Annotated in this window: 17 protein-coding genes; 8 read left to right on the top strand and 9 right to left on the bottom strand. The window is 73.9% G+C overall.

Going from position 1 to position 19515, the window contains the following annotated elements; translation table 11 throughout:
* Window positions 1–312: 312 nt before the first annotated feature.
* The 7 genes from ACFYWG_RS02810 to ACFYWG_RS02840 form a co-directional block, all read right to left on the bottom strand.
* Entirely contained in the window at window positions 313–1242 is a 930-nt protein-coding gene (locus tag ACFYWG_RS02810; RefSeq protein WP_383506870.1) for an alpha/beta hydrolase family protein, read from the bottom strand.
* 310 nt (window positions 1243–1552) lie between these two features.
* Entirely contained in the window at window positions 1553–3742 is a 2190-nt protein-coding gene (locus ACFYWG_RS02815) for a SpoIIE family protein phosphatase (RefSeq protein ID WP_383506873.1), read from the bottom strand.
* 213 nt (window positions 3743–3955) lie between these two features.
* Window positions 3956–4903 carry an anti-sigma factor RsbA family regulatory protein gene (locus tag ACFYWG_RS02820; protein ID WP_389198850.1) on the bottom strand — a complete coding sequence of 316 codons (948 nt, stop codon included), beginning with the start codon at window positions 4901–4903 and terminating at the stop codon, window positions 3956–3958.
* Window positions 4900–5769: an MEDS domain-containing protein gene (locus ACFYWG_RS02825; protein ID WP_389198852.1), complete on the bottom strand. Its 870-nt coding sequence runs from the start codon at window positions 5767–5769 to the stop codon at window positions 4900–4902. The genes ACFYWG_RS02820 and ACFYWG_RS02825 overlap by 4 nt, the downstream gene beginning before the upstream one ends.
* A 144-nt stretch (window positions 5770–5913) precedes the next feature.
* Window positions 5914–6324, bottom strand: coding sequence for an STAS domain-containing protein (locus ACFYWG_RS02830; protein ID WP_389198854.1), 411 nt, complete (start codon window positions 6322–6324; stop codon window positions 5914–5916).
* 85 nt (window positions 6325–6409) lie between these two features.
* The gene (locus tag ACFYWG_RS02835) at window positions 6410–6718 is read right to left on the bottom strand and encodes an STAS domain-containing protein (RefSeq protein ID WP_376331083.1); all 309 of its coding nucleotides are present in this window, start codon (window positions 6716–6718) and stop codon (window positions 6410–6412) included.
* Complete coding sequence (locus ACFYWG_RS02840; protein WP_389198857.1) at window positions 6718–10884, bottom strand: SpoIIE family protein phosphatase; 4167 nt, start codon at window positions 10882–10884, stop codon at window positions 6718–6720. The genes ACFYWG_RS02835 and ACFYWG_RS02840 overlap by 1 nt, the downstream gene beginning before the upstream one ends.
* Before the next feature lie 419 nt (window positions 10885–11303).
* Here ACFYWG_RS02840 and ACFYWG_RS02845 point away from each other — a divergent pair, with 419 nt between their 5' ends.
* The 3 genes from ACFYWG_RS02845 to ACFYWG_RS02855 all read left to right on the top strand — a co-directional run bounded on the left by ACFYWG_RS02845 (window position 11304) and on the right by ACFYWG_RS02855 (window position 12734).
* Window positions 11304–11687: an STAS domain-containing protein gene (locus ACFYWG_RS02845; protein ID WP_389198859.1), complete on the top strand. Its 384-nt coding sequence runs from the start codon at window positions 11304–11306 to the stop codon at window positions 11685–11687.
* A 111-nt stretch (window positions 11688–11798) separates the two neighbouring features.
* Window positions 11799–12221 carry an ATP-binding protein gene (locus tag ACFYWG_RS02850; RefSeq protein ID WP_389198861.1) on the top strand — a complete coding sequence of 141 codons (423 nt, stop codon included), beginning with the start codon at window positions 11799–11801 and terminating at the stop codon, window positions 12219–12221.
* A 114-nt stretch (window positions 12222–12335) separates the two neighbouring features.
* A complete protein-coding gene (locus ACFYWG_RS02855; protein ID WP_389198863.1) occupies window positions 12336–12734 on the top strand; it encodes an STAS domain-containing protein in 399 nt (132 codons plus the stop codon).
* Window positions 12735–12864: 130 nt separating this feature from the next.
* Here ACFYWG_RS02855 and ACFYWG_RS02860 read toward each other — a convergent pair whose 3' ends face one another.
* On the bottom strand, window positions 12865–13665 hold the full coding sequence (locus ACFYWG_RS02860; RefSeq protein ID WP_389198865.1) for a class I SAM-dependent methyltransferase: 801 nt from the start codon (window positions 13663–13665) through the stop codon (window positions 12865–12867).
* Window positions 13666–13974: 309 nt separating this feature from the next.
* Here ACFYWG_RS02860 and ACFYWG_RS02865 point away from each other — a divergent pair, with 309 nt between their 5' ends.
* The 4 genes from ACFYWG_RS02865 to ACFYWG_RS02880 all read left to right on the top strand — a co-directional run bounded on the left by ACFYWG_RS02865 (window position 13975) and on the right by ACFYWG_RS02880 (window position 17186).
* Window positions 13975–15222, top strand: coding sequence for an NAD(P)/FAD-dependent oxidoreductase (locus ACFYWG_RS02865; protein WP_389198867.1), 1248 nt, complete (start codon window positions 13975–13977; stop codon window positions 15220–15222).
* Window positions 15223–15260: 38 nt separating this feature from the next.
* Complete coding sequence (locus ACFYWG_RS02870) at window positions 15261–16154, top strand: RNA polymerase sigma-70 factor (RefSeq protein WP_385413987.1); 894 nt, start codon at window positions 15261–15263, stop codon at window positions 16152–16154.
* A 61-nt stretch (window positions 16155–16215) separates the two neighbouring features.
* Window positions 16216–16620: a hypothetical protein gene (locus ACFYWG_RS02875; protein ID WP_389198869.1), complete on the top strand. Its 405-nt coding sequence runs from the start codon at window positions 16216–16218 to the stop codon at window positions 16618–16620.
* A 137-nt stretch (window positions 16621–16757) separates the two neighbouring features.
* On the top strand, window positions 16758–17186 hold the full coding sequence (locus ACFYWG_RS02880; protein WP_389198871.1) for a DUF6223 family protein: 429 nt from the start codon (window positions 16758–16760) through the stop codon (window positions 17184–17186).
* Window positions 17187–17267: 81 nt separating this feature from the next.
* Here the strand turns inward: ACFYWG_RS02880 and ACFYWG_RS02885 are convergent, their stop codons facing one another.
* Window positions 17268–18296: a saccharopine dehydrogenase family protein gene (locus tag ACFYWG_RS02885; protein ID WP_383506912.1), complete on the bottom strand. Its 1029-nt coding sequence runs from the start codon at window positions 18294–18296 to the stop codon at window positions 17268–17270.
* 112 nt (window positions 18297–18408) lie between these two features.
* Here ACFYWG_RS02885 and ACFYWG_RS02890 point away from each other — a divergent pair, with 112 nt between their 5' ends.
* Window positions 18409–19386, top strand: coding sequence for a helix-turn-helix domain-containing protein (locus ACFYWG_RS02890; RefSeq protein ID WP_376331100.1), 978 nt, complete (start codon window positions 18409–18411; stop codon window positions 19384–19386).
* The last annotated feature ends 129 nt before the right edge of the window (window positions 19387–19515 follow it).

Consider the following 19515-nt stretch of genomic DNA (forward strand, 5'->3'; position numbering starts at 1 on the left):
GGCCGGCCGTACGGCTTCCGGTCCGCTCCCCGTGCGGGAAGCGGACCGCACGCTGCTTCCTTCTCCGGTCATTCCACGGAGGTTACTTGCGCGTAAGGAAGACCGGAAGGCTCGCGTCCGTGCCGCTCGGCGCGGCAACCGGCGTGCTCACCTGCGAGTTGGCCCGCTGTGGCCGCCGGTCGGATTGTGCGGCTGCCCAACGGATCGCCCCCGCGGGGGTGTTCGCGCACGGCACGGCGGCGGGCGCCCCGGAGCGTCCGCCGCCGGCCTCGTACGCCGCCGCCGGCCGCGCGGGCCGGAGGCGGCGAGGGGTCAGGAGGTGTGCGGGCAGTTGCCCCGGTACTCCTCGATGGTCAGGCTCGGGCGGGGCAGCGGGCACAGGAACTGCTCGTAGCGGGTGTCGTTGTCGACGAACCGCTTGAGCCAGCTGATGCTGTACTTCGCGATGGTCGTGTCGTTGCTGTTGGGCGTGAAGTGGCTGGCGCCGTTCAGCTCGAGGTACGCCTTGTCCAGCGCCGACGGCAGGTTCTCGTAGAACGGCTCGGCGTGGCTGGAGACCGGGGCGATCGTGTCGCCGTCGGCACCGAAGATCAGGGTGGGCGTCCGCAGCTCGGGCCAGGTCTTGTCCAGGTTCCACGGGGTGAGCGGGATGGCGGCCTGGAGGGAGGGCCGGTCCTTGGCCGCCTCCAGGGTGCCGCCGCCGCCCATCGAGTGGCCCATCACGCCGAGGCGGGTCGCGTCGACCCGGCCGCGCACGGAGCTGCGCTGGGTGAGGTGGTCCAGCGCGGCGAGGAGCTGGTCACCACGGGAGTCCGGCTGGTCCACCGTGGTGTTGGTGTCGATGGTGAACACCACGAAGCCCTGCGACGCCAGGCGCGGACCGAGCCAGGCGATCGACGACTCGTAGGCGGTGAAGCCCGGCGAGATCGCCACGGCGCCGAAGGTGCCGTCGGCGGTGCTGGTCGGGTAGTAGATCGTGCCGCCGCCGAAGCCGGTCACGGCCAGCGAGGACACGGAGACCTGCGAGACGGCGTACGGACCGCGCAGGGCCTCGATGCTGGACTGGGTGGGTGCCGGGCCCCGCTCGTAGGGGTTGTCGGCGGCGTGGGCCCCGGGAGCGGCCAGGGGGCCGACGCCGATGACGGCGGCGAGCGCGGCGGCGGCGCCGGCCAGTCGCCCGGCCCGGCGTCCGGACGCGCCGCGGGCGCGGGTGGGTGAGTCGGTGTGGGGGTCGAGGTGCACGACGAGTCGTCCTCTCGGTCGTGGCGGACGGCCCACCGCACGGGCATGCGGGACCTGGGGTGTCTCCGCATGCCCGCGGTGGGGCACCGCCGTCGGGCTGGCCGTGCCACTGTCGGCGGCCGGCCACCCCGGAGGGACCGGCAATGTCACCGGTCTCGTGCACCGTCGGGGAGGAGGACATGAGGAGGCGCGAAGGGCCGCCCGCCTACGGGCGCGGGGTGGGCGCGTGGCGGGAGAAGGACGCGCGGGAGCGGGCGGCGGCAGGTGGGGCAGGAGGCCGCGGTCCCCGCGACCCCCGGCCGGCGGCGGTTCAGCCGCGGGCCGGCGCGGGCTCCTCGGCCGTGATGACCAGGGCCGCCTGGTCGTCCTCGACGGTCCGGCCGTCCATGAAGGCGCGGACGTCCTCGGCCACCGCGTCGACGACGTCGTCCGCCGTCGGCCGGTGCGGAGCCGCGCCGAGGGCCTTGATCAGCCGGGCCTCGCCGTACTGTTCCGCGTCGGCGGCCCGGCACTCGGTGATGCCGTCCGTGTAGAGCAGCAGGCTCTCCGTCGGGCGCAGCGTGAACCGGCTCGCCGTGAGCGTGGGCGGGATGCCGATGCCGATCAGCCCGCCGAACGCCTCGACCGTACCGACCCGGTGGTCGCCGTCCAGCACGAGCGGCAGGGTGTGCCCGGCGCGGACCAGGTGGACGGCGAGGCCGTCGGGAGCCGGGGCGAGATGGCCGTAGACCAGGGTCACGAAGCCGTTGTTCTGGTGGGCGTGCCGGTCGTTGAGCGCCTTGTCGACGGCCTTGACGATGTCGACGGGGTCGTCCAGCAGCGAGGTGACGGCGCGTGCGGTGTGCCGGACCAGGGCGGTCGTGGTCGCCGCGGTGGCTCCGCGTCCGCAGACGTCGCCGAGGATGAACGCCCAGCTGCCGTCCTCCCGGGGGAAGACGTCGTAGAAGTCCCCGCCGATCTCCAGTCCCTCACCGGCCGGGTGGTAGAAGGCGGCGAGCCGGGCGCCGGGGATGTCGGGCAGGTCGGGCAGCAGCAGGCCGGTCTGCAGGTCGCGGGCGAGTGCGGCGCGCTGGGCGTACTGGCGTGCGTTGCGGGCCGCGGAGGCGGCGCGGCGGGCCAGTTCCTCGGCCAGGGCGACCCGGTGGCCGTCGAAGGAGTGCCCGTCGGTGGACAGCAGGGTCAGCGCCCCGAAGGGCCGCCCGCGGTCCACCAGGGGCACGCACACGTAACCGGTGACGCCCAGTTCGCGCCAGGGGCCGCTGCCCGTCGGGCTGCGGCGGGCCACTTCGGTCAGGCCGGAGGCCATGACCCGGGCGACGACGTCGTCGTCGGCCCGGAGGGAGGGCTGGTGGGAGGTGAGGAGCGTGCGCTGCTGCTCGCCGGGGGCGGCGGCCGCCACGCGCTGGACGCGTCCGGCCTCCAGGATGTCGACCGTGGTCAGGGGGGCGAGTCTGGGGCTGCACAGGGCGGCCAGGCGCTGGAGCGTCTGTCTCTCGTCCAGCCGGCCGGACAGCGCGTTGCTGGCCGTCAGCAGGAAGGCCAGGTCCTCCCGGGCGGCCTTCTCCCGGGCGTCGGCGGCCTGCCGGGCCTGTTCGGCCTGGTGCCGCTCGACGGCGAGGGCCGCGGTGTCGGCGAAGACCCGGGCCAGGGCGAGGTCGCTGTCCTGGGGGGACCGCGGTGTGCGGTGGTACATGGCGAAGGTGCCGAGGACCCGGCCGTCGCGTGCCAGGATCGGCGTGGACCAGCACGCGGCGAGCCCGGCCCGCCCCGCCAGGGCGCGGAAGTCGGTCCACAGGGGGTCGGTGGCGATGTCGCTGACGACCACGGTGCTGCGCCGGTGGGCGGCGGTGCCGCAGGAACCGACGCCCTCCCCGGTGGCGATGCCGTCGATGGCCTGGTTGTAGAAGGCGGGCAGGCTGGGGGCCGCGCCGTGGCGCAGGTGCCGCCCGTCCTCGTCGGCCAGCAGGACGGAGACGATCACGTCGGGCGACAGTTCCTCGATCGTCCGGCACATGCCGTCCAGCACCTCGGGCAGCGGGTCCTGCCGGGCGATCTGCTCCAGCAGCGCGCGCTGCTCGGCGGCGAGGCGCCGGGCGTGCTTGACCTGGGTGGTCTCCACGCCGATCATCCGGACGCCGATCACGTTGCCGCCCGCGTCGCGGCGGGCTTCGTAGGTGAAGTCGAAGAACGCCTCGCGGGCGGCATCGCCGGTGCCGAGGACCACCCGGGCGTCCCGGCCGACGTGCCGCTCCCCCGAGCGGTACACCTGGTCCAGCAGCTCGATGAACCCCTGCGCCGCGAGTTCGGGCATGAGCTCGGCCAGCGGCAGCCCGGTGCGTTCGTGCCGGTCGCCGACGGCCGCGAAGAAGGCGGGGTTGGCCGCCTCCAGGACGTGGGCGGGCCCCGCCATGGAGGCGAACAGGGCGGTCGACGTCCCGAACAGCAGCGAGAGGTTCTCGTCCTCGTCGCGCACGGTCCCGGACCGGCGGGTGCCGCTCATGGACCTCCGTTCACGCTCGGCCGTCATCTGGTCCCCCTCGCCGACCGCCTGCCCCGGATCCGGGGGGAGCCAACATCACGTTCGTCCGGCATGAGTCATGCCACATCCCTGGTCGTATGCGCCGGAACGGCCCGGGCAATCCTGCCCGGGCGGAGCCGAGCGAGCCGGGACGAGTGGTGACCGTCGGTAACCCCGTGTCCGCCATGGCGGCGCTCAGTCCACGGTCAGGTGCAGGCGCACGACGAGGCCCGAGGCGGGCGTGCGGATCTCCACCAGATCGCAGAGCTGGTGCATCATCCAGACACCGCGCCCGCCGGCCGGGGACAGCGGATCGGGGCGGCGCCGGCCGACCAGCGGATCGGTGATCCGGCCGCGGTCCCGGGTCTCGGCGATCAGGGTGTCGCCGGCGCGCCACAGGCGCAGGGTGCCGCGTCCGCCGCCGTGGCGCACCGAGTTGCCGGTGGCCTCGTTCACCGCCAGCAGCCAGTCGGTGCGGCGGCGCGCCGTCATGCCGGCGTTCTCCGCCCACGCGGCCGCGGCGTCGCGGACCTCGCCGAGGTCCTGCTCCTCGAAGTGCAGGACGACCGGATCGGCGGGCTCGGGCAGGGGTGCGTCGCAGTCCCGGTCCACCGCCCGCGGGTCCGTGTAGTGCGGGCTGGGACGGCAGTCCTCGGCGGCGCCGAGGACGGGGTGGGTCCGGTGGGCCTCGTCCAGGATCCAGCCGGGCAGGCGGGTGTCGTACGGACACAGGATCGTGGCCTGCCGGCCGGCGAAGGCCAGGTTGATCAGGGCCTCGTGACGGGTGGCCTCGCGGGCCTCCTCCGGGGTGCGGCCGACCCAGATCGGCTCGCCCACGATGGAGGGGCGCCGCTCGGTGTGCCGGTCGGCGAACTCCTGCAGCATCGACAGGATGCGGCCCGGATTGCGTCCGGCCCGGCACATGTCGACCCAGGTGGCGTCGAGGTCCCCGAGCGCGTCGCGCAGCAGGCCGAGACGGGGGTCCGGCACGGCGACGAGCAGCGGCCGCCCGCGGGCCGCTTCCCCGCGGACGAACTCGCCGACGCTCTTCAGGTACTCCTGCTCGGTGCCGTAGAAGACGGCGGGGTGGTGGAACGCCGCGTCCCGGTTCGGGGTGGCCGGCGGTCGCGAGTAGGTCGTCATGACGCCGCCTCCTCGAGACCGGCAGCCAGTTCGGGGAAGAGCTCCAGCACGCGGCGGACGGCGGGCGGGGTGTTCAGGAGGCGCACCGGTGACGCCGGGGACCTGCGGCGCGCGGCGCGGGCCATCTCGGCCACGGCGGCCACGTCCAGGTGGTGCAGGTCCGACAGGTCGAGGGTGAGGTCGCGGGCCGGGGAGGCGGCGAGGGAGGCCGCGGTGGCGGCGACGACGCGGCGGCTCTCGTACCCGCCGGCCCCGGAGAGCCGGAAGCCGGGCGTGCCCGCCAGCGGGGCCGCCGACAGCGCCGGCCCGCCGGCACCCGGGGCGCCGGAGCACCGCAGGTGTGCGGAGGTCAGCACCGCCAGCTCGTCGGGCGGGAAGAGGCGCCGGTCGTAGAAGCACCAGGCGGTCAGGGGCAGCCGCTCGAACACCTCGTGGTGGATGCGCATCTCGTACTCCAGCAGGCGCTCCGCCCCGGGTATGCGCCGCGTGCCCCACGACATCTCGCCGATGACCCGCAGGTTCCGGTAGCCCTGGGCGGCCGCGCCGTCCACCGCCTGCTGCCACAGGCCGATCATCGCGTCCGGGTCGAAGCCGGATCCGGCCAGGTACGTCTCGCCCGCGGTGGTCACCAGCAGCTGTCCGCGGCGCAGGGCGCCGGCGGCGTCGACGCCCTGATCGGTGAGGACGTGCGTCACGCGGCCGGGGTCGGTGGCGTCGGCGAAGTACTGCACCTGTTCGCCTCGGTCGAGCCCGGCCCGCACGAAGGCCGCGAGGTGACCGGTCCATTCGTCGTCGCTGGAGTAGCTCACGGCGACATGGCGGGCGGCCGCGGACCCGCCGCCGGAGGTCGGGCGTGTCTCCCGCATGGATGCACCGTCTCCTTCCGGACGCGAGAACCGCTTTTCTCGGGCCGACAGCACGGCGCAGCCTACCTCAGGACGGCCTCGCCCTGAGGGGCTCCGCTCAGCGCCGGAAGCGTCCGGGAGGCCGCGGCGCCGCAGGTCAGGGCGTCACCCGGCGGTACCGGCGTCGGGACCGGCGACGTCGGTCACAGTCGCAGCGGCGGGGCCGGCGGCCACCGCTTCGTCCACGGTCGCGTGGACGGGCAGCAGCTGGGAGATGCCGGTCATGGTCATCATGCGCATCAGACGGTCGGGGACCGCGGCCAGCCGGAGCGAGCCGTCCCGCCGCCGGGTCGCCTGCAGGATCGTGATGAAGGTGCTCAGACCGGTCGAGTCGACGAAGTCCACGCGGGCCAGGTCGAGCACCAGATGCCGCACGCCCTCGTCGACCAGGGCCAGCGCGTGGGCGCGCAGCGTGGGCGAGGTGTGCAGGTCCACGTTCCCGGTCACCGTGAGGACGGCGCTGCCGTCGCTGAGGTGGTGGACGGTCATGTCGAGCGTGTCGGACACGTCTGTCATCACTCCTGGCCAGGGCTCGGGGTGCTTCGGTGGGGCGTCGTGGCGGGTTCTCGGGAGGTGGCACGGGCGAGCGCGGATTCCGGGCTCACTGCCGCGGTGGACCGCCGCCCGGGGTGCGGACGGGGACCAGTTCCGCCAGGCCGGAGACCGTGAGGACGGGCTGCAGCAGCGGTGTGACGACGAGTTCCAGCCGGTCGGCGTGCGCGAAGAGCACGCTGAGTCCGGCGCTGTCGAGGTACTCCACCGCGGTCAGGTCCACTTCGACGGGGCCCGATCCGGCGTCGAGGGCGTCCGCCAGGGACCCAGCGTTGCTCATGTCGATCTCGCCGCTGACCATGAGCCGCGGGATGCCGTCCGGACGCCGGCCCGGGGTGAGGGTGAGCGGGGTGGTCATCAGGCGATCCTCATCTGCATGTCGACGGTGGTGCCGGTCGGGCCGGGTGTGATGGTGACGCGCTGCATCATGGCCCGCATCAGGGCGACACCCCGGCCGCGGTGGGCGTTCAGCTCAGGCTGCGGCACCTTCCACCGGCCGCTGTCGGCGACCGTCAGCCGCAGGCTGTCCACCAGTGCCTCGGCGCGCAGCCGCACGGCCTGGCCCGGCGCGTTGCGGTGTCCGTGCTCGATGGCGTTGGCGCAGGCCTCCCCCGCGGCGACGAGGACGTTCTGCACGGCGTTCGGCGGCAGGTCGCACTGGTCGAGCCAGCCGCGCAGCGCCTGGCGGACGGGGGCGAGCTGGGCGGACTCGGCCGGGAAGGACAGCTCCAGCGGGCCCGGGTGGCGGTAGAGCAGCAGCGCCACGTCGTCGTCGTAGCCGCCGGCCGGTGACAGCCGGGCCATCAGCCTGGTGGCGAGGTCGTCGACGGGCACCTCGCGCCCTTCCTGCACCGCCTCGCCGGCCTCCTCGATGCCGGCGTCGAGCGAACGGCGGCGGCGCTCGACGAGCCCGTCGGTGTAGAGCAGCAGCGTGGACCGCGCGGGCAGGACGCGGCGCGCCTCCGGCCGCTCCCTGCCCGGGCGGACGCCCAGAGGGAGCGAACGTCCGTCGTCGAGCCGCTGGACGGACCCGTCCGCGTGGGCGAGGATCCCCGGCGGGTGCCCGGCGCTGGAGTACGTCAGCTCCCCGGTGGCGGGGCTCAGGACTCCGCAGAACACCGTCGTGCACTGCGCGCCCGGCACGCTCGCCGCGAACTGGTCGAGGGCCATGAGGGTGCTGGCGGGGCCGGACTCGCGCAGCAGCAGTGCGCGGCAGGCACTGCGGAGCTGGCCCATGACACTGGCCGCCCCCAGGCCGTGGCCCACGCAGTCCCCGACGACGATGCCGATCCGTCCGCCGGGCAGGGCAACGGTGTCGTACCAGTCGCCGCCCACCTCCAGCGGGCGCGTGGCGGGCTCGTAGCGCACGGCGAATCCCTCGGGGAGTCGTGCCGGGCCCAGGATGGCGCGCTGCAGCGCGATGGCGGTCTCGCGCTGCTGGTCGATCTGGTGCGACCGCACCAGGCCCTGCGCGAGGTGCCCGGCCAGCAGGGAGAGCAGCAGCTGGTCCTCGCCGGTGAACGGCCGGTGTTCGCCCAGGTCGATCCAGAGGGCCAGCGGGCCGAGGGGGTGCTCCAGCAGGACGACGGCGCCGCTGTCCTCGGGGACCGGGGTGAGCGGTGACAGGTGCCGCAGGCCGGTGAGCAGGTCCCGTCGCTCGGTGGGCAGGCCCTCCCAGGTCAGATCGGGGTCTGTGGCGGTCAGCACGGGCACGTCGCCCTGTTCGAAGACGGCGGCCACGACGCTCCGCGCCCGCCACAGGGCCTTGAGTTCCGTGAGGGCGCCGGACAGCGCGGCGGGCAGGCTGGTGGCCTGCGACAGGGTCGTGCTCAGGGCCGCGAGCGCCGTCTGGCGCTGGACGGCGTAGTGCTCGGAGGTGACGTCCCGGAAGGTGCCGACGGTGACCTGCCGTCCGGTGTCGGGGTCCTGCGCCTTGTTCCAGGTGACCGCGATCCACAGCCGGTGGCCGTCGCGGTGGGCGACCGGAACGGTCGAGGAGCCCTTCTCCCTGTGCAGCAGACGGGCGAAGGCGGAACCGGCCCGGCGGTGTGCCTCGGGGTCGCTGCCCGGGTCGGGCCACCAGGGGTGGACCGGCGCGTACGGCAGGTCCTCGGCGCCGAAGCCGAGGATGTCGGTGAAAGCGGAGTTGATCTCCACGACGGTTCCGGACTCGTCGCAGACGAAGAACGCCTCCTGCAGCGAGTCGACGACGGCCGTCCGCCACCGCAGGTGGTGGCCGCGCAACCGGGCCAGTTCGACGTTGGCGCGTACCCGGGCGAGGAGTTCGGCGGCGGCGAAGGGCTTCACCAGGTAGTCGTCCGCGCCCGCCTGCAGGCCCTCGATGGACGCCTCCTGCCCGGCCCTCGCCGACAGCAGCAGCACGGGCACCGCGGCGGTGCGCGCCTCGGCGCGCAGCCGGGCCACCAGGCCGAGCCCGTCCAGACGGGGCATCATCACGTCGCTCACGACGAGGTCGGGGATGTCGCGGCGGACGGCGTGGAGGGCCTCGACGCCGTCGGTGGCGGTGCCGACCTCGTAGCCGGCCCCGGCGAGGATGCGGGTGAGGTACTCGCGCATGTCGGCGTTGTCGTCGGCGACCAGCACCCGGGCGGGGGCGGACGGCCCGGGCCCCGGCGTCTCGTCCGTGTTCACCGTGGTCGGCACGCCGATGTCCTCGGGGGTGCTGCCGGCCGGCAGCCAGCGCAGTGCCTCCTGGACGAAGGGGTCGGCGGTGGCGGAGGCCACGGTGCTCCTCGCCTCGGACACCACCGATTCCGGTGCCAGATGGGCGGTGCCGAAGGGCAGCCGGACGGTGAAGGTGGTGCCCTCGCCCTCGCTGCTGCGGGCGGTGATGGAACCGCCGTGCAGGCCCACCAGCTCGCGGACCAGGGCCAGTCCGATGCCGCTGCCCTCGTTGGAGCGGGAGCGGGCGTTCTCGATGCGGTGGAAGCGTTCGAACAGCCGCGGGATCTCGGCCGCCGGCACTCCGGCGCCCGTGTCGGACACGCTCACCTCGGCCTCGTCGCCCGACCTGCGCACCCGGACGGTCACGGACCCTTCGAAGGTGAACTTCAGGGCGTTGCTCAGCAGGTTGAGCACCACCTTCTCCCACATGCCGCGGTCGATGTAGACCGGCTCGTCCAGGGGCGGGCAGTCCACCTCGAAGGTGAGCCCGGCCCTGTCCATGGCGGAGCGGAAGACGCTGGCCAGTTCCGCGGTGACCGCAGCCAGGTCGACGGGCTCGTGGCGGGCCTGCATCCGGCCGGCCTCGATCCGGGAGAAGTCCAGCAGCGTGTTGACCAGCTTGCCCAGACGCAGTCCGTTGCGGTGGATGACGTCCAGTTCCCGGCGTACGTGGTCGTCGGCGCCGGCGAGGCGGGTGCGCAGCTCCTCGGTCGGTCCCATGATCAGCGCCAGGGGGGTGCGCAGCTCGTGGCTGATGTTGGAGAAGAACGTGGTCTTGGCGCGGTCCAGCTCGGCGAGTTCCTCGGCGCGCCGCTGCTGGGCCTGGTAGCTGCGGGCGCTGCCGATGCCGGAGGCGATGTGTCCGGCCGTCAGCTCGACGAAGCCCCGGTAGCCGTCGTCGAGTTCGCGGTAGCGGTTCAGCGCGGCGACGCAGAACCCGTACGGGGCGCTGCCCTGCTGCAGCAGGGGGACGACCAGGGCCTCGGTGGGCGGCTCGGGCCAGTCGCCGGCGGGGAGTGCGGCGAAACGGTCGCATGTCAGCGGGACGAGGGCGCTCTCGCCCCGGGCCAGGGCGTCCACGGGCCACGGGGCGCCGTCATCGCCGGCCCGCAGCAGTGCCGGCGCGGCCGGGTGCCCGGCGGGGATGCCGGTGGAACCGGACAGCCGGGCGTCGCCGCCGTCGAAGAGGTACGTGAGGGTGAAGGGCAGGTCCCGGCGGTTGCGGGCCAGCTGCCGGTCGGCGAAGGCGAGCACCTCCTGCTCCGTGCGGATCACGCTCGGGTCGGAACCCAGGTCCCGCAGCGTGGCCATGCGCCGTTCGCCGATCACCCGCTCGGTGTCCTCGCTGACCACGCAGAGCATGCCCACGACGTCGCCGGAGTCGTCCCGCAGGGGGCTGTAGGAGAAGGTGTGGTACGTCTCCTCGCTGTAGCCGGAGCGCTCCAGGAACAGCAGCAGCCCCTCGTCCCAGGTGGCCCGGCCGGTGCGCAGCACGGTCTCGATGCGCGGGCCGATGTCGCCCCAGATCTCCGCCCACACCTCGTTGGCGGGCCGGCCCAGCGCCCAGGGGTACTTGCGGCCGAGTGTGTCGCGCCGGTAGGCCGCGTTGCAGAAGAAGGTGAGCTGCTCGCCCCACGCCATCCACATGGGGAAGCGGGAGGACAGCAGGATGCTCACGGCGGTCTGGAGACTCTGCGGCCACTGCTCCGGCGGACCGAGGGGCGTGCCGGCCCAGTCCACCCGGGCGAGGTCCCCGCCCACCTCGCCGTCGGCGGCGAACACGTCGCCCGCGGTGGTCACCGGCGCCGGTCCGTGGCCGGTCCCGTCGGAGCCCTCCACGCGACATCCCCCTTCCTGCCGGCCCGCTTCCGGGACCACTGCCGTGCCCATCCGTACCGAACGCGCCCGGACACCCCGGTCCGCGCGCTCCTGCCTCTGTCTGCCCCGGAACCGCCGCCTGACGCCGACGAATGCCGCATCGGCCTGCGTGCGGTGACGGCGTTCCTCCGCCCCGGCCGGCCCCTCCCCCGAGGTGCCACGGACACGGTCCCGGTGCGGACGTGACGTCGTTGTCGAGCAGGTGCGCTCAGCCTACTGTCGACGGCAAGGATCTTCTTGCGGGCGGCCCGGGCGGGAGGGGCGCGGGCGGGGCACCGGAGCGCGGGTCCCCCGGCACCCCGCGCGTCCGCGGGCCCGTGGATGGAAATCGCACACCAGGGTGATTGGCCTCTCGGCCCCGCCGATGTGAGGATGGCGCAATGTCTGCGCCCTTCGACACGAAAGTCCACGTCAGCCACCACGACCTGATGGTCCGGATCACCGTGAGCGGCGAACTGGACCACGAGGACGCCGAGGACGTCGAGGCCGCCTGGCAGGTGGCGGAGCGCGCCGGGCTGCCCACGACCACGGTCGACCTGTCCCGGGTCACCTTCGCGGACAGCATGCTGCTCAACGCCCTCCTCGCCGCCCGGCACCGCCACCTCGGGGACGGCCGCCGGCTGGTCCTCCTGGGCCCGCTGCCGCCGTCGGTGCACCGGCTCCTGGAGATCAGCGGCACCCTCGAACACTTCACGGTACGGAACACCCATGAAACGGGAGATCGTGACGACGGTCGTCCTCATGAATGCGGCCGCAGCGGGTAAGCGCACACTGTCCGACAGAAACGATCAGTGATCGAAGACATCCTCACCGCACAGGAACCCCCCATGGTCATCCCGCTGAGGAAACACGCGCCCGATGCGCACACTCCGGCAGTGCCCCCGCGCTTCGGCGCCGCCTGGGGCTCCGAAGGAGCATCCATCGCCGACGCACGCAACGCGGTACGTGGCCTGCTGGCCCGGGCCGGTCACGACCGCGACCACCGGATCAGCCAGGACGCCGAGATCGTCGTCAGCGAGCTCGTCACCAACGCACTGCGCCACGCGCCGGGACCCGGCGGCCTCTTCCTCGAGATGCCGGCGCCGGACCGGCTGCGGATCACCGTCCGCGACAGCTCGCCCGAGGCACCTGCCCCGCGCTCCCCCGACCCCCGGCGGGTCGGTGGCCACGGCCTCCACCTCATCACACGGCTCTGCGAGCAGTTCCGCACCATCACCGTCGAGGGCGGCAAGCAGGTGATGGCCGAACTGGGCCTTCCTCCGGCACCGGGAGTCCACCGGCACCGGGCGGCATGGTGACCGGCGTTCTCGCATAGTCTCTCGACCGAGGTACGACCGACAGGACCGGTCGGACCCCCAGGACCGCCCCTGGCCGAGGAGCCACGGACCCGCGCAGGAGAAGGAGGGACGATCGTGCTGAGGCTGATCAGCCGCGAGGAGGATCTGGCCGTCGCGGCGCTGCCGGAGGACGTCGACTTCTTCACCAGCGCCGATGTCCGCGCCGCGGGCGAACGGCTCCTCGACGACGGCTGCCGCTACCTCGTCGTCGACACCTCTCCCGTGGACTACATCGACTCCACCGGGATCACCGTCCTGCTGGCGTTCTGGCAGCGGCTGGAGGGGGCCGGGGGCGCGTTGCTCGTGGCCGTGCCCGACGAGCATCTGCGGTGGCGTCTGGAGACGCTCGGCCTGGCCGGGGTCATGCCCATCGCCCCGACCCTCCGGGAAGCCGTCTCACGGGCCCGCCGCTTCCGCAGCATCAGCCACCGCTCCCGCCGGGAAACCGTGGACCTGGACGCCGAGACCGCCTGAACCCCCGCGGGCCTCGCGCCGACCGCGGCCGGAACGCCGGCCGTCCGGGGTGTCTGAGGCCGACGGCACACCGGGCCCCGGGATGCGCCGCCGCCCAGGCGCGCCCCGTCGCGGCCCGGCCGGTGGAGGGTCAGTGACCGCCGCCCGCCTTGACGGCTCTCGTGGCGAAGTAGCCGGGCAGCCAGCCGGCGGTGGCCTCCGAGTGGTGCGGCGCCTCGGCGAAGCCGGTGAGGGCGAAGCCCGCCGCGATCTGCCCGCCCAGCTGCTCGCTGAGCGTGTGGCTGTACTCCACCGGCGCGTCCAGGCCCCACAGCCGTTCCCGCTCGGCGGGCTCCAGGTGGGTCAGGTCGCTGTAGGGCAGGCGGTGGCGTACGACCAGTTCGCCGCGCGCTTCCAGGGACTCGGCGTCGAAGAGGTAGAGGTCCGGGTTGAGGAAGCCGGACAGCAGCGTCCCGCCGGGGCGCAGCACGCGGTGGCACTCGCGCCAGACCGGCGGCAGCTCCGGGATGAACAGGTTGGCGACCGGGTGGACGACGAGGTCGAACGAGGCGTCCGGGAACGGGCTCAGGTCGCGCGCGTCGCCGAGCACGGTGCGCAGGTCGAGCCCCTCCCGCGCCGCGACCAGCTCGTCCTGCGCCAGCTGGCGGGGCGAGTTGTCGAAGACGGTCACCCGCGCGCCCGCCGCGGCCAGCACCGGGCCCTGCTGCCCGCCGCCGGAGGCGAGGCACAGCACGTCCAGACCGGCGATCTCAGGCGGGAACCAGGCCGGGTCGACCGGCTCGTGCCCGATCAGGACGACGGACCACTGGCCGGCCCGCGCCTTCGCGATCACCTCGGGGCCGACCGGGCGGGACCACTCGTTGCCCTTCTCCACCTCGCGGTCCCAGGCGAGGCGGTTGTGCGCGACGGGGTCGACGGGAGTCTGGCTCATACGCCGTACCCTAGGGGCTTTCCCGTGAATGATCTCCACGTTTCCCGGGGCGTTCTGGACGGTCGCGCGCCCCGCTTGCCCACTCGGTGAGACTGCGCACCCGTGCGATGCCGGGCAACTGCGCGGTGGACGCCGTCGGCTTCGAGGCGACAGTCACCGAGGTCCCAGGCCGGCGGAGTCCGGCCGGCGGGGGCCCTCGCTTCCCGGCCCTCCCCATGCCCTCCAAAAGGTGATCTGGGTCACTTCGTGTCACAGGAGGCGGTGGCTCGGTGTCTTGTGTCCGATCGCCTTGATGCTGAGGAGGAAGCCATGCCTGACAGGAACGGCACGAAGCACCGCGTCGTGGTTCTCGGCGCCGGTTACGCCGGGGCCTACGTCGCCGGGACCCTGGCGCGGCGGCTGGCGCCGTCGGAGGTCGAGGTCACCGTGGTGAACGCCGAGCCGGACTTCGTGCAGCGGTTGCGGCTGCACCAGCTCGCCGCCGGCCAGGAGATCGAGACCCCGCCGCTCGCCGATGTCTTCGCGGGAACCGGGGTCCGGCTGGTCGTGGCCCGGGTCACCGGCATCGCACCCGAGCGCCGGGTCGTCACCGTGGCCGGCGGCGACGGTGGCGGTGAGGTCGGCTACGACACGCTCGTCTACGCGCTGGGCAGCCACGGCGCCGACCACGGTGTCCCCGGCGTCGCGGAGCACGCCTTCGACGTCGCCGGCCGGCCCTCCGCGCTGCGGCTGCGGGAGCGCCTGGACGGTCTGGAGGCACGGGGGGAGGGCGGGAAGGTGGTGGTCGTCGGCGACGGGCTGACCGGGATCGAGACCGCCGCCGAGGTCGCCGAGTCCCGGCCCGGTCTGTCGGTGACGCTGATCGCCCGCGGCGCATTGGCCACCCCCCTCTCCGCGGGGGCCCGCGACCACGTGCGCCGGGCCTGCGACCGGTTGGGCACCACCGTCCAGGAACACACCAGGGTGCGCTCCGTCGAAGCGGCGCGGGTCCTTTGCGCGGACGGCACCGTCCTGCCGTCGGACGCGACCGTGTGGACGGCCGGGTTCGCGGTCGGACCGATCGCTGCCGCCGCCGGTCTTCAGGTCACCGACGACGGCCGGATCGCCGTCGACCGCACCATGCGCTCGGTGTCGCACCCGGACGTGTACGCAGTCGGCGACAGCGCCCACGCCCTCGGTGACAACGGCCTTCCCCTTCCCATGTCCTGCGCCTCGGCCGGTTACACCGGCCGGCAGGCGACGGCCGCGATCGTGGCCCGCCTGACCGGCGGCAAGGTCAAGCAGACCGGGCTGGAGTACGTGGGCAACCACATCAGCCTCGGACGGCGCGACGGCATCCTGCAGATGGTCGACCGCGACGCCCGGGCGAAGCCCGCGTACCTGGGCGGCCGGAAGGCCGCGCGGATCAAGGCCGGCATCCTCGCCATGTCGCTGTGGACCACGTCCCACCCCACCTTCGGCCTCCCCACCCGAAGGCAGCGCCTGACCGGGATGCCGAAATCGAACGACGAGGCGACGACCCGTCAGGTAGGAAGCGGAGAAGCCGCCCGTGGCTGAGCCGTCCCCGTCGTGCATGCCGGAAGTGAGGCCCTGAGATGACCGACGACACCACCGACCTGGCGACGGAGGCGTTCATCGCCCACCGGAACCTGCTGTTCACCGTCGCCTACGAGATGCTCGGCTCGGCGGCCGACGCCGAGGACGTGCTTCAGGAGACCTGGCTGCGCTGGGCCGCCGTGGACCTCGGGCGGGTGGGCGACCCGCGGGCCTATCTGGTGCGGATCACGACGCGGCAGGCACTCAACCGGCTGCGCACCGTGAAGCGACGCCGCGAGTCCTACGTCGGCCAGTGGCTGCCCGAGCCGCTGATCACCTCGTCGGACGTGACCGAGGACGTCGAACTCGCCGAGAGCATGTCGATGGCGATGATGCTCGTCCTGGAGAGCCTCGCTCCGACCGAGCGGGCGGTGTTCGTGCTGCGCGAGGTCTTCGAGGTCGGCTACGACGAGATCGCGCAGGCCGTCGACAAGAGCCCTGACGCGGTCCGCCAGATCGCGCACCGCGCCCGCCGGCACGTCGGAGCCCGCCGCCCCCGCACCACGGCATCGCCCGGCGAGGCCCAGGCAGCCCTGGAGTCGTTCCGGCGCGCCGTCGAGACCGGCAACCCGCAGGACCTTCTCGACGTCCTCGCCCCCGACGTCGTGCTGCTCAGCGACGGCGGCGGCCTCAAGAAGGCGGCCCTGCACCCGGTCGTCGGCGCCGAGAAGATCGTCCGCTTCTACCTCGGCGGCACCGCCAAGCTCCGGGCCACCCTCACGTGGGAACCCACCGTCGTCAACGGCAGCCCCGCACTCGCCGCCTACCTGGACGGCGCACTCGACGGCGTCCTGGCCGTCCGCGTCGAGAACACCCGCATCACCGGCCTCTACTTCGTCCGCAACCCCGACAAGCTCACCCACCTCGACTCCGAGACCCCGCTCACCCGCTAGGGACCGGGCACCCCGGCGCCTCGCCGACCGCCGCAGCACCTTACGAAAGGAAGCACCCACCATGCCCGGACAGGCGACCACCAGCCCTCGCGGCGGAACCTTCCTCAGGACCGCGGCAGTGCTGCAGACCCTGGCCCTGTTCTTCCAGGCGTCCACCGCCGGCCTGCTGCTGACCTCGTCCCGCGCCTACGCGCTGCACGACTACGGCTCGAAGGTGATGTACGGGGCCGCCATGCTCTACGTGCTCGCGACGATCCTGGCCTGGCGCCCGGGCGGCGGATCCGCCCGGCCCGTCCTGTGGTCCACCGGCTTCCTCCTCCTCGCCTCCGCCCAGGTCGTGCTCGGCATCGCCCACGTGGCGTCGCTGCACGTCCCCCTCGGGGTGCTGATGTTCGCCCTCAGCACCCTCGCCCTCGTCCGCGCACTCTCCCCCCGCTCGCCACTGCGCCCGGCCTCCGGCTCGTGACCACCCGACAAGAGGGGCCCGCGGCGAACTCGCCCGGGAGGCCCCCCGGACGAAGCCCGGCACCGCATCGCCACCGCCGGCGTCGTCCGTGCGGCGACCGGTCCACTCAGTCCATCCCAGAAGGGACGCGTCACGCCATGTCCACTCGCTCCACGCTCTCCGCTGCCGCCGCGGTCCTGATCGCCGCGCTCGCGCTGGCCGAACCCGCCGCCGCCGCGTCGGCCACGCCGGTCGCCGCCGACGTCCTCACCCTGAGCGTCGGCCGGATCGGAGCCTCCCTCTCGGCGCTGACCGGTCTGATCGGCTCGGTGTGCGGAGGCATGGCCCTGGCCCGCACCACCGGCAAGGGGCGCGCCGCCGCCTGGGCCCGACGCAACGGAGCGGTGACCGCCTTCGTGACGGGCCTGATCGCCGCGGCCGTCGGCGGGGTCGTCGCCGCCACAGCCGAGGGCGGTCTCGGCACCGGCAACGGACTCGGCGGAGCGTACGTCGCCGTGCTCCTGGGCCTGACCGCCATCACCCTCGGCTGGCTGGCCCGCACCCGTTCCCACGCGACTGCCGCTTGAAGCGGGACGGTGTCCACCAGGCCATGCTCGGCCTCGCACGGTCGAGCACCGTCCCGGCGACGAGCCGAGGCCGTCGGCGACCTAGGGACGCAGCTCGACGGTGACGTGTGCGGACAGCGCGCGCAGGAAGTCCGGCGCGTCGAACAGCTCCCCCGCCGACACCACCCCCACCGCACGGGTCCGCCCGGTCAGTACGCGGTCGAGCGCTTCCACGACCAGGGGCGCGGTCACCGCGTAGATGTCCCGGCCGCGCGCCACGGCCCGCCGTTGCACGCCGCCCGAGCGGACGACGACGTCGACGAGGAACGTCTGGTCGGACCGGCCCCGCTCGTCGGCCGCGGCCGGTGCCGGGGTGTCCGGGGCGGCGATGTCACGGGCCGCCTCGACCGTCATGTACGTGCACACGTCGGGGACCGCCAGGTGGCTGGGGATCGTGACCACGTCGGCCATGGTGAACTCCCCGACCACCGCGCGGCGGCCCAGCGGCTCGGGGAAGTCCCACTCCAGGGTCGGCGGGGCGTCCTCGCGGTACTCCATGCGCCCCTGGGCGTAACGGATGCGCCGTCCGCCCCGGCGCTCCCGGGAGACCGCGCCCGAGGAGCGCGTACCGGCGGTGGGATGCCAGCCGCTGAGCCCGTACGCGACGTGCGCCTCGTCGGCCGAAGTCCAGTCGCCCATCGCCGCGGTGGCCAGCAGGTCGCCGAACCCGCCGAAGAAGGCCATCGCCGGGACGACCACCGCCTCGGCCTTCCGGGCGCGCTCGGCGAACCGCGTGAAGGTGTCGGCGTTGGCCTCGATCTCGGCGGCGACGTCCAGGTAGGGGACGCCGGCGTCCAGCGCCGCCTCGATCAGGGGGCCGGCGGTCGCGGCGAAGGGCCCCGCGCAGTTGATCACCGCTGCCGTGCCGGCCAGGGCGCGGTCGAGCGACGCACGGTCCTCCACCGATGCCGGGCGGGCCTCCCACCCCGTCTCCCGCGCCATCGCCGCGAGTCGGTCCCTGTCACGGCCGGACAGGACGGGCACGAACCCGCGTTCCGCCAGCTCTTCGACCACGAACCGTCCGGTGTGCCCGTAGGCCCCGAACACCGATATGGTCCGACCCGCTTCCATGTGGGTTCCCCCCGCGTCCATGTGCTCCGTGGTGATCCGTCCCGGACATCGTGCCCTCGGCCGGCGCTCCCGCACGACTGTCCGGAACGACACTCCCCATACACTTTCGGACATGACCACCACCGTCGCGCTGGCCGTCACCGACGGCATGCTGCACTTCGAACTGGCCCTGGCCTGCGAGGTCTTCGGCGGAAGCGGTACCGATGCCGACGGCTCCTGGTACCGGTTGCGGATCTGCGGTCCGCGTGCCGTGCGGGCCGGCCGCTTCCGCCTGGATCCCGACGCCGGGCTCGACCGGCTGGCGCGCGCCGACACGGTGATCGTGCCGGGGTGGGCCGACGTCGACCGGGAGCCGCCGGCCGAGCTGGTCGAGGCGGTGCGCACCGCCCATGCGGCGGGGGCACGGGTCGCCTCGCTGTGCACGGGTGCCTTCGTGCTGGCCGCGGCGGGCCTGCTGGACGGCCGGCGGGCGACCACCCACTGGGCGCACACCCGGGAACTGGCCCTGCGCCACCCGCGGGTGAGGGTCGACCCGGACGTGCTGTACGTGGACGAGGGCAGCGTGCTGACCTCCGCGGGCAAGGCCGCCGCGATGGACCTGTGTCTGCACCTGGTCCGGCTCGACCACGGCTCCTCTGTCGCCAACACGCTCGCCCGCCGCCTGGTCGTCCCGCCGCACCGGGACGGCGGGCAGGCGCAGTTCGTCACCACGCCGGTCCCCGAGCCGGACGGCCATCCGCTGTCCGGCCTCCTGCCCTGGGCGGCCCGGCGGCTGGACCAGCCGATCACGGTGGAGGACATGGCCCGCCGGGCCGGTATGAGCTCCCGCAACCTGGGCCGGCACTTCAGGGCGGTGACGGGCACCACGCCGTTGCGGTGGCTGCTCACCCAACGCATCCGCCGGGCCCAGGAGTTGCTGGAGACCACGGACCGGACCGTCGACGCCGTCGCCGCGGCCACCGGCATGGGTACGGCCACGACCCTGCGGCGGCACTTCCACCGCACGGTGGGCGTGGCACCCGACGCCTACCGCCGCACGTTCCGCAGCCGCGCCGCGGCAGGCCGGGGCGACGGGGGGCTCTCTCCCTGAGGCCGGGCGCGCCGCGCCCGGGCACGGAAGGGGCCCGCCGTCGGGGGGAGGACGGCGGGCCCTTCGCTGTTCTCGTGCCCCCGGTCGGGCGGGTTACGCCCCGCGGGTCTCCGGGGCGGAGTCCGGTCG

Origin of the sequence: Streptomyces sp. NPDC003456, assembly GCF_042878735.1 — a bacterium.
In the GTDB taxonomy this organism is placed as follows: Bacteria; Actinomycetota; Actinomycetes; order Streptomycetales; family Streptomycetaceae; genus Streptomyces.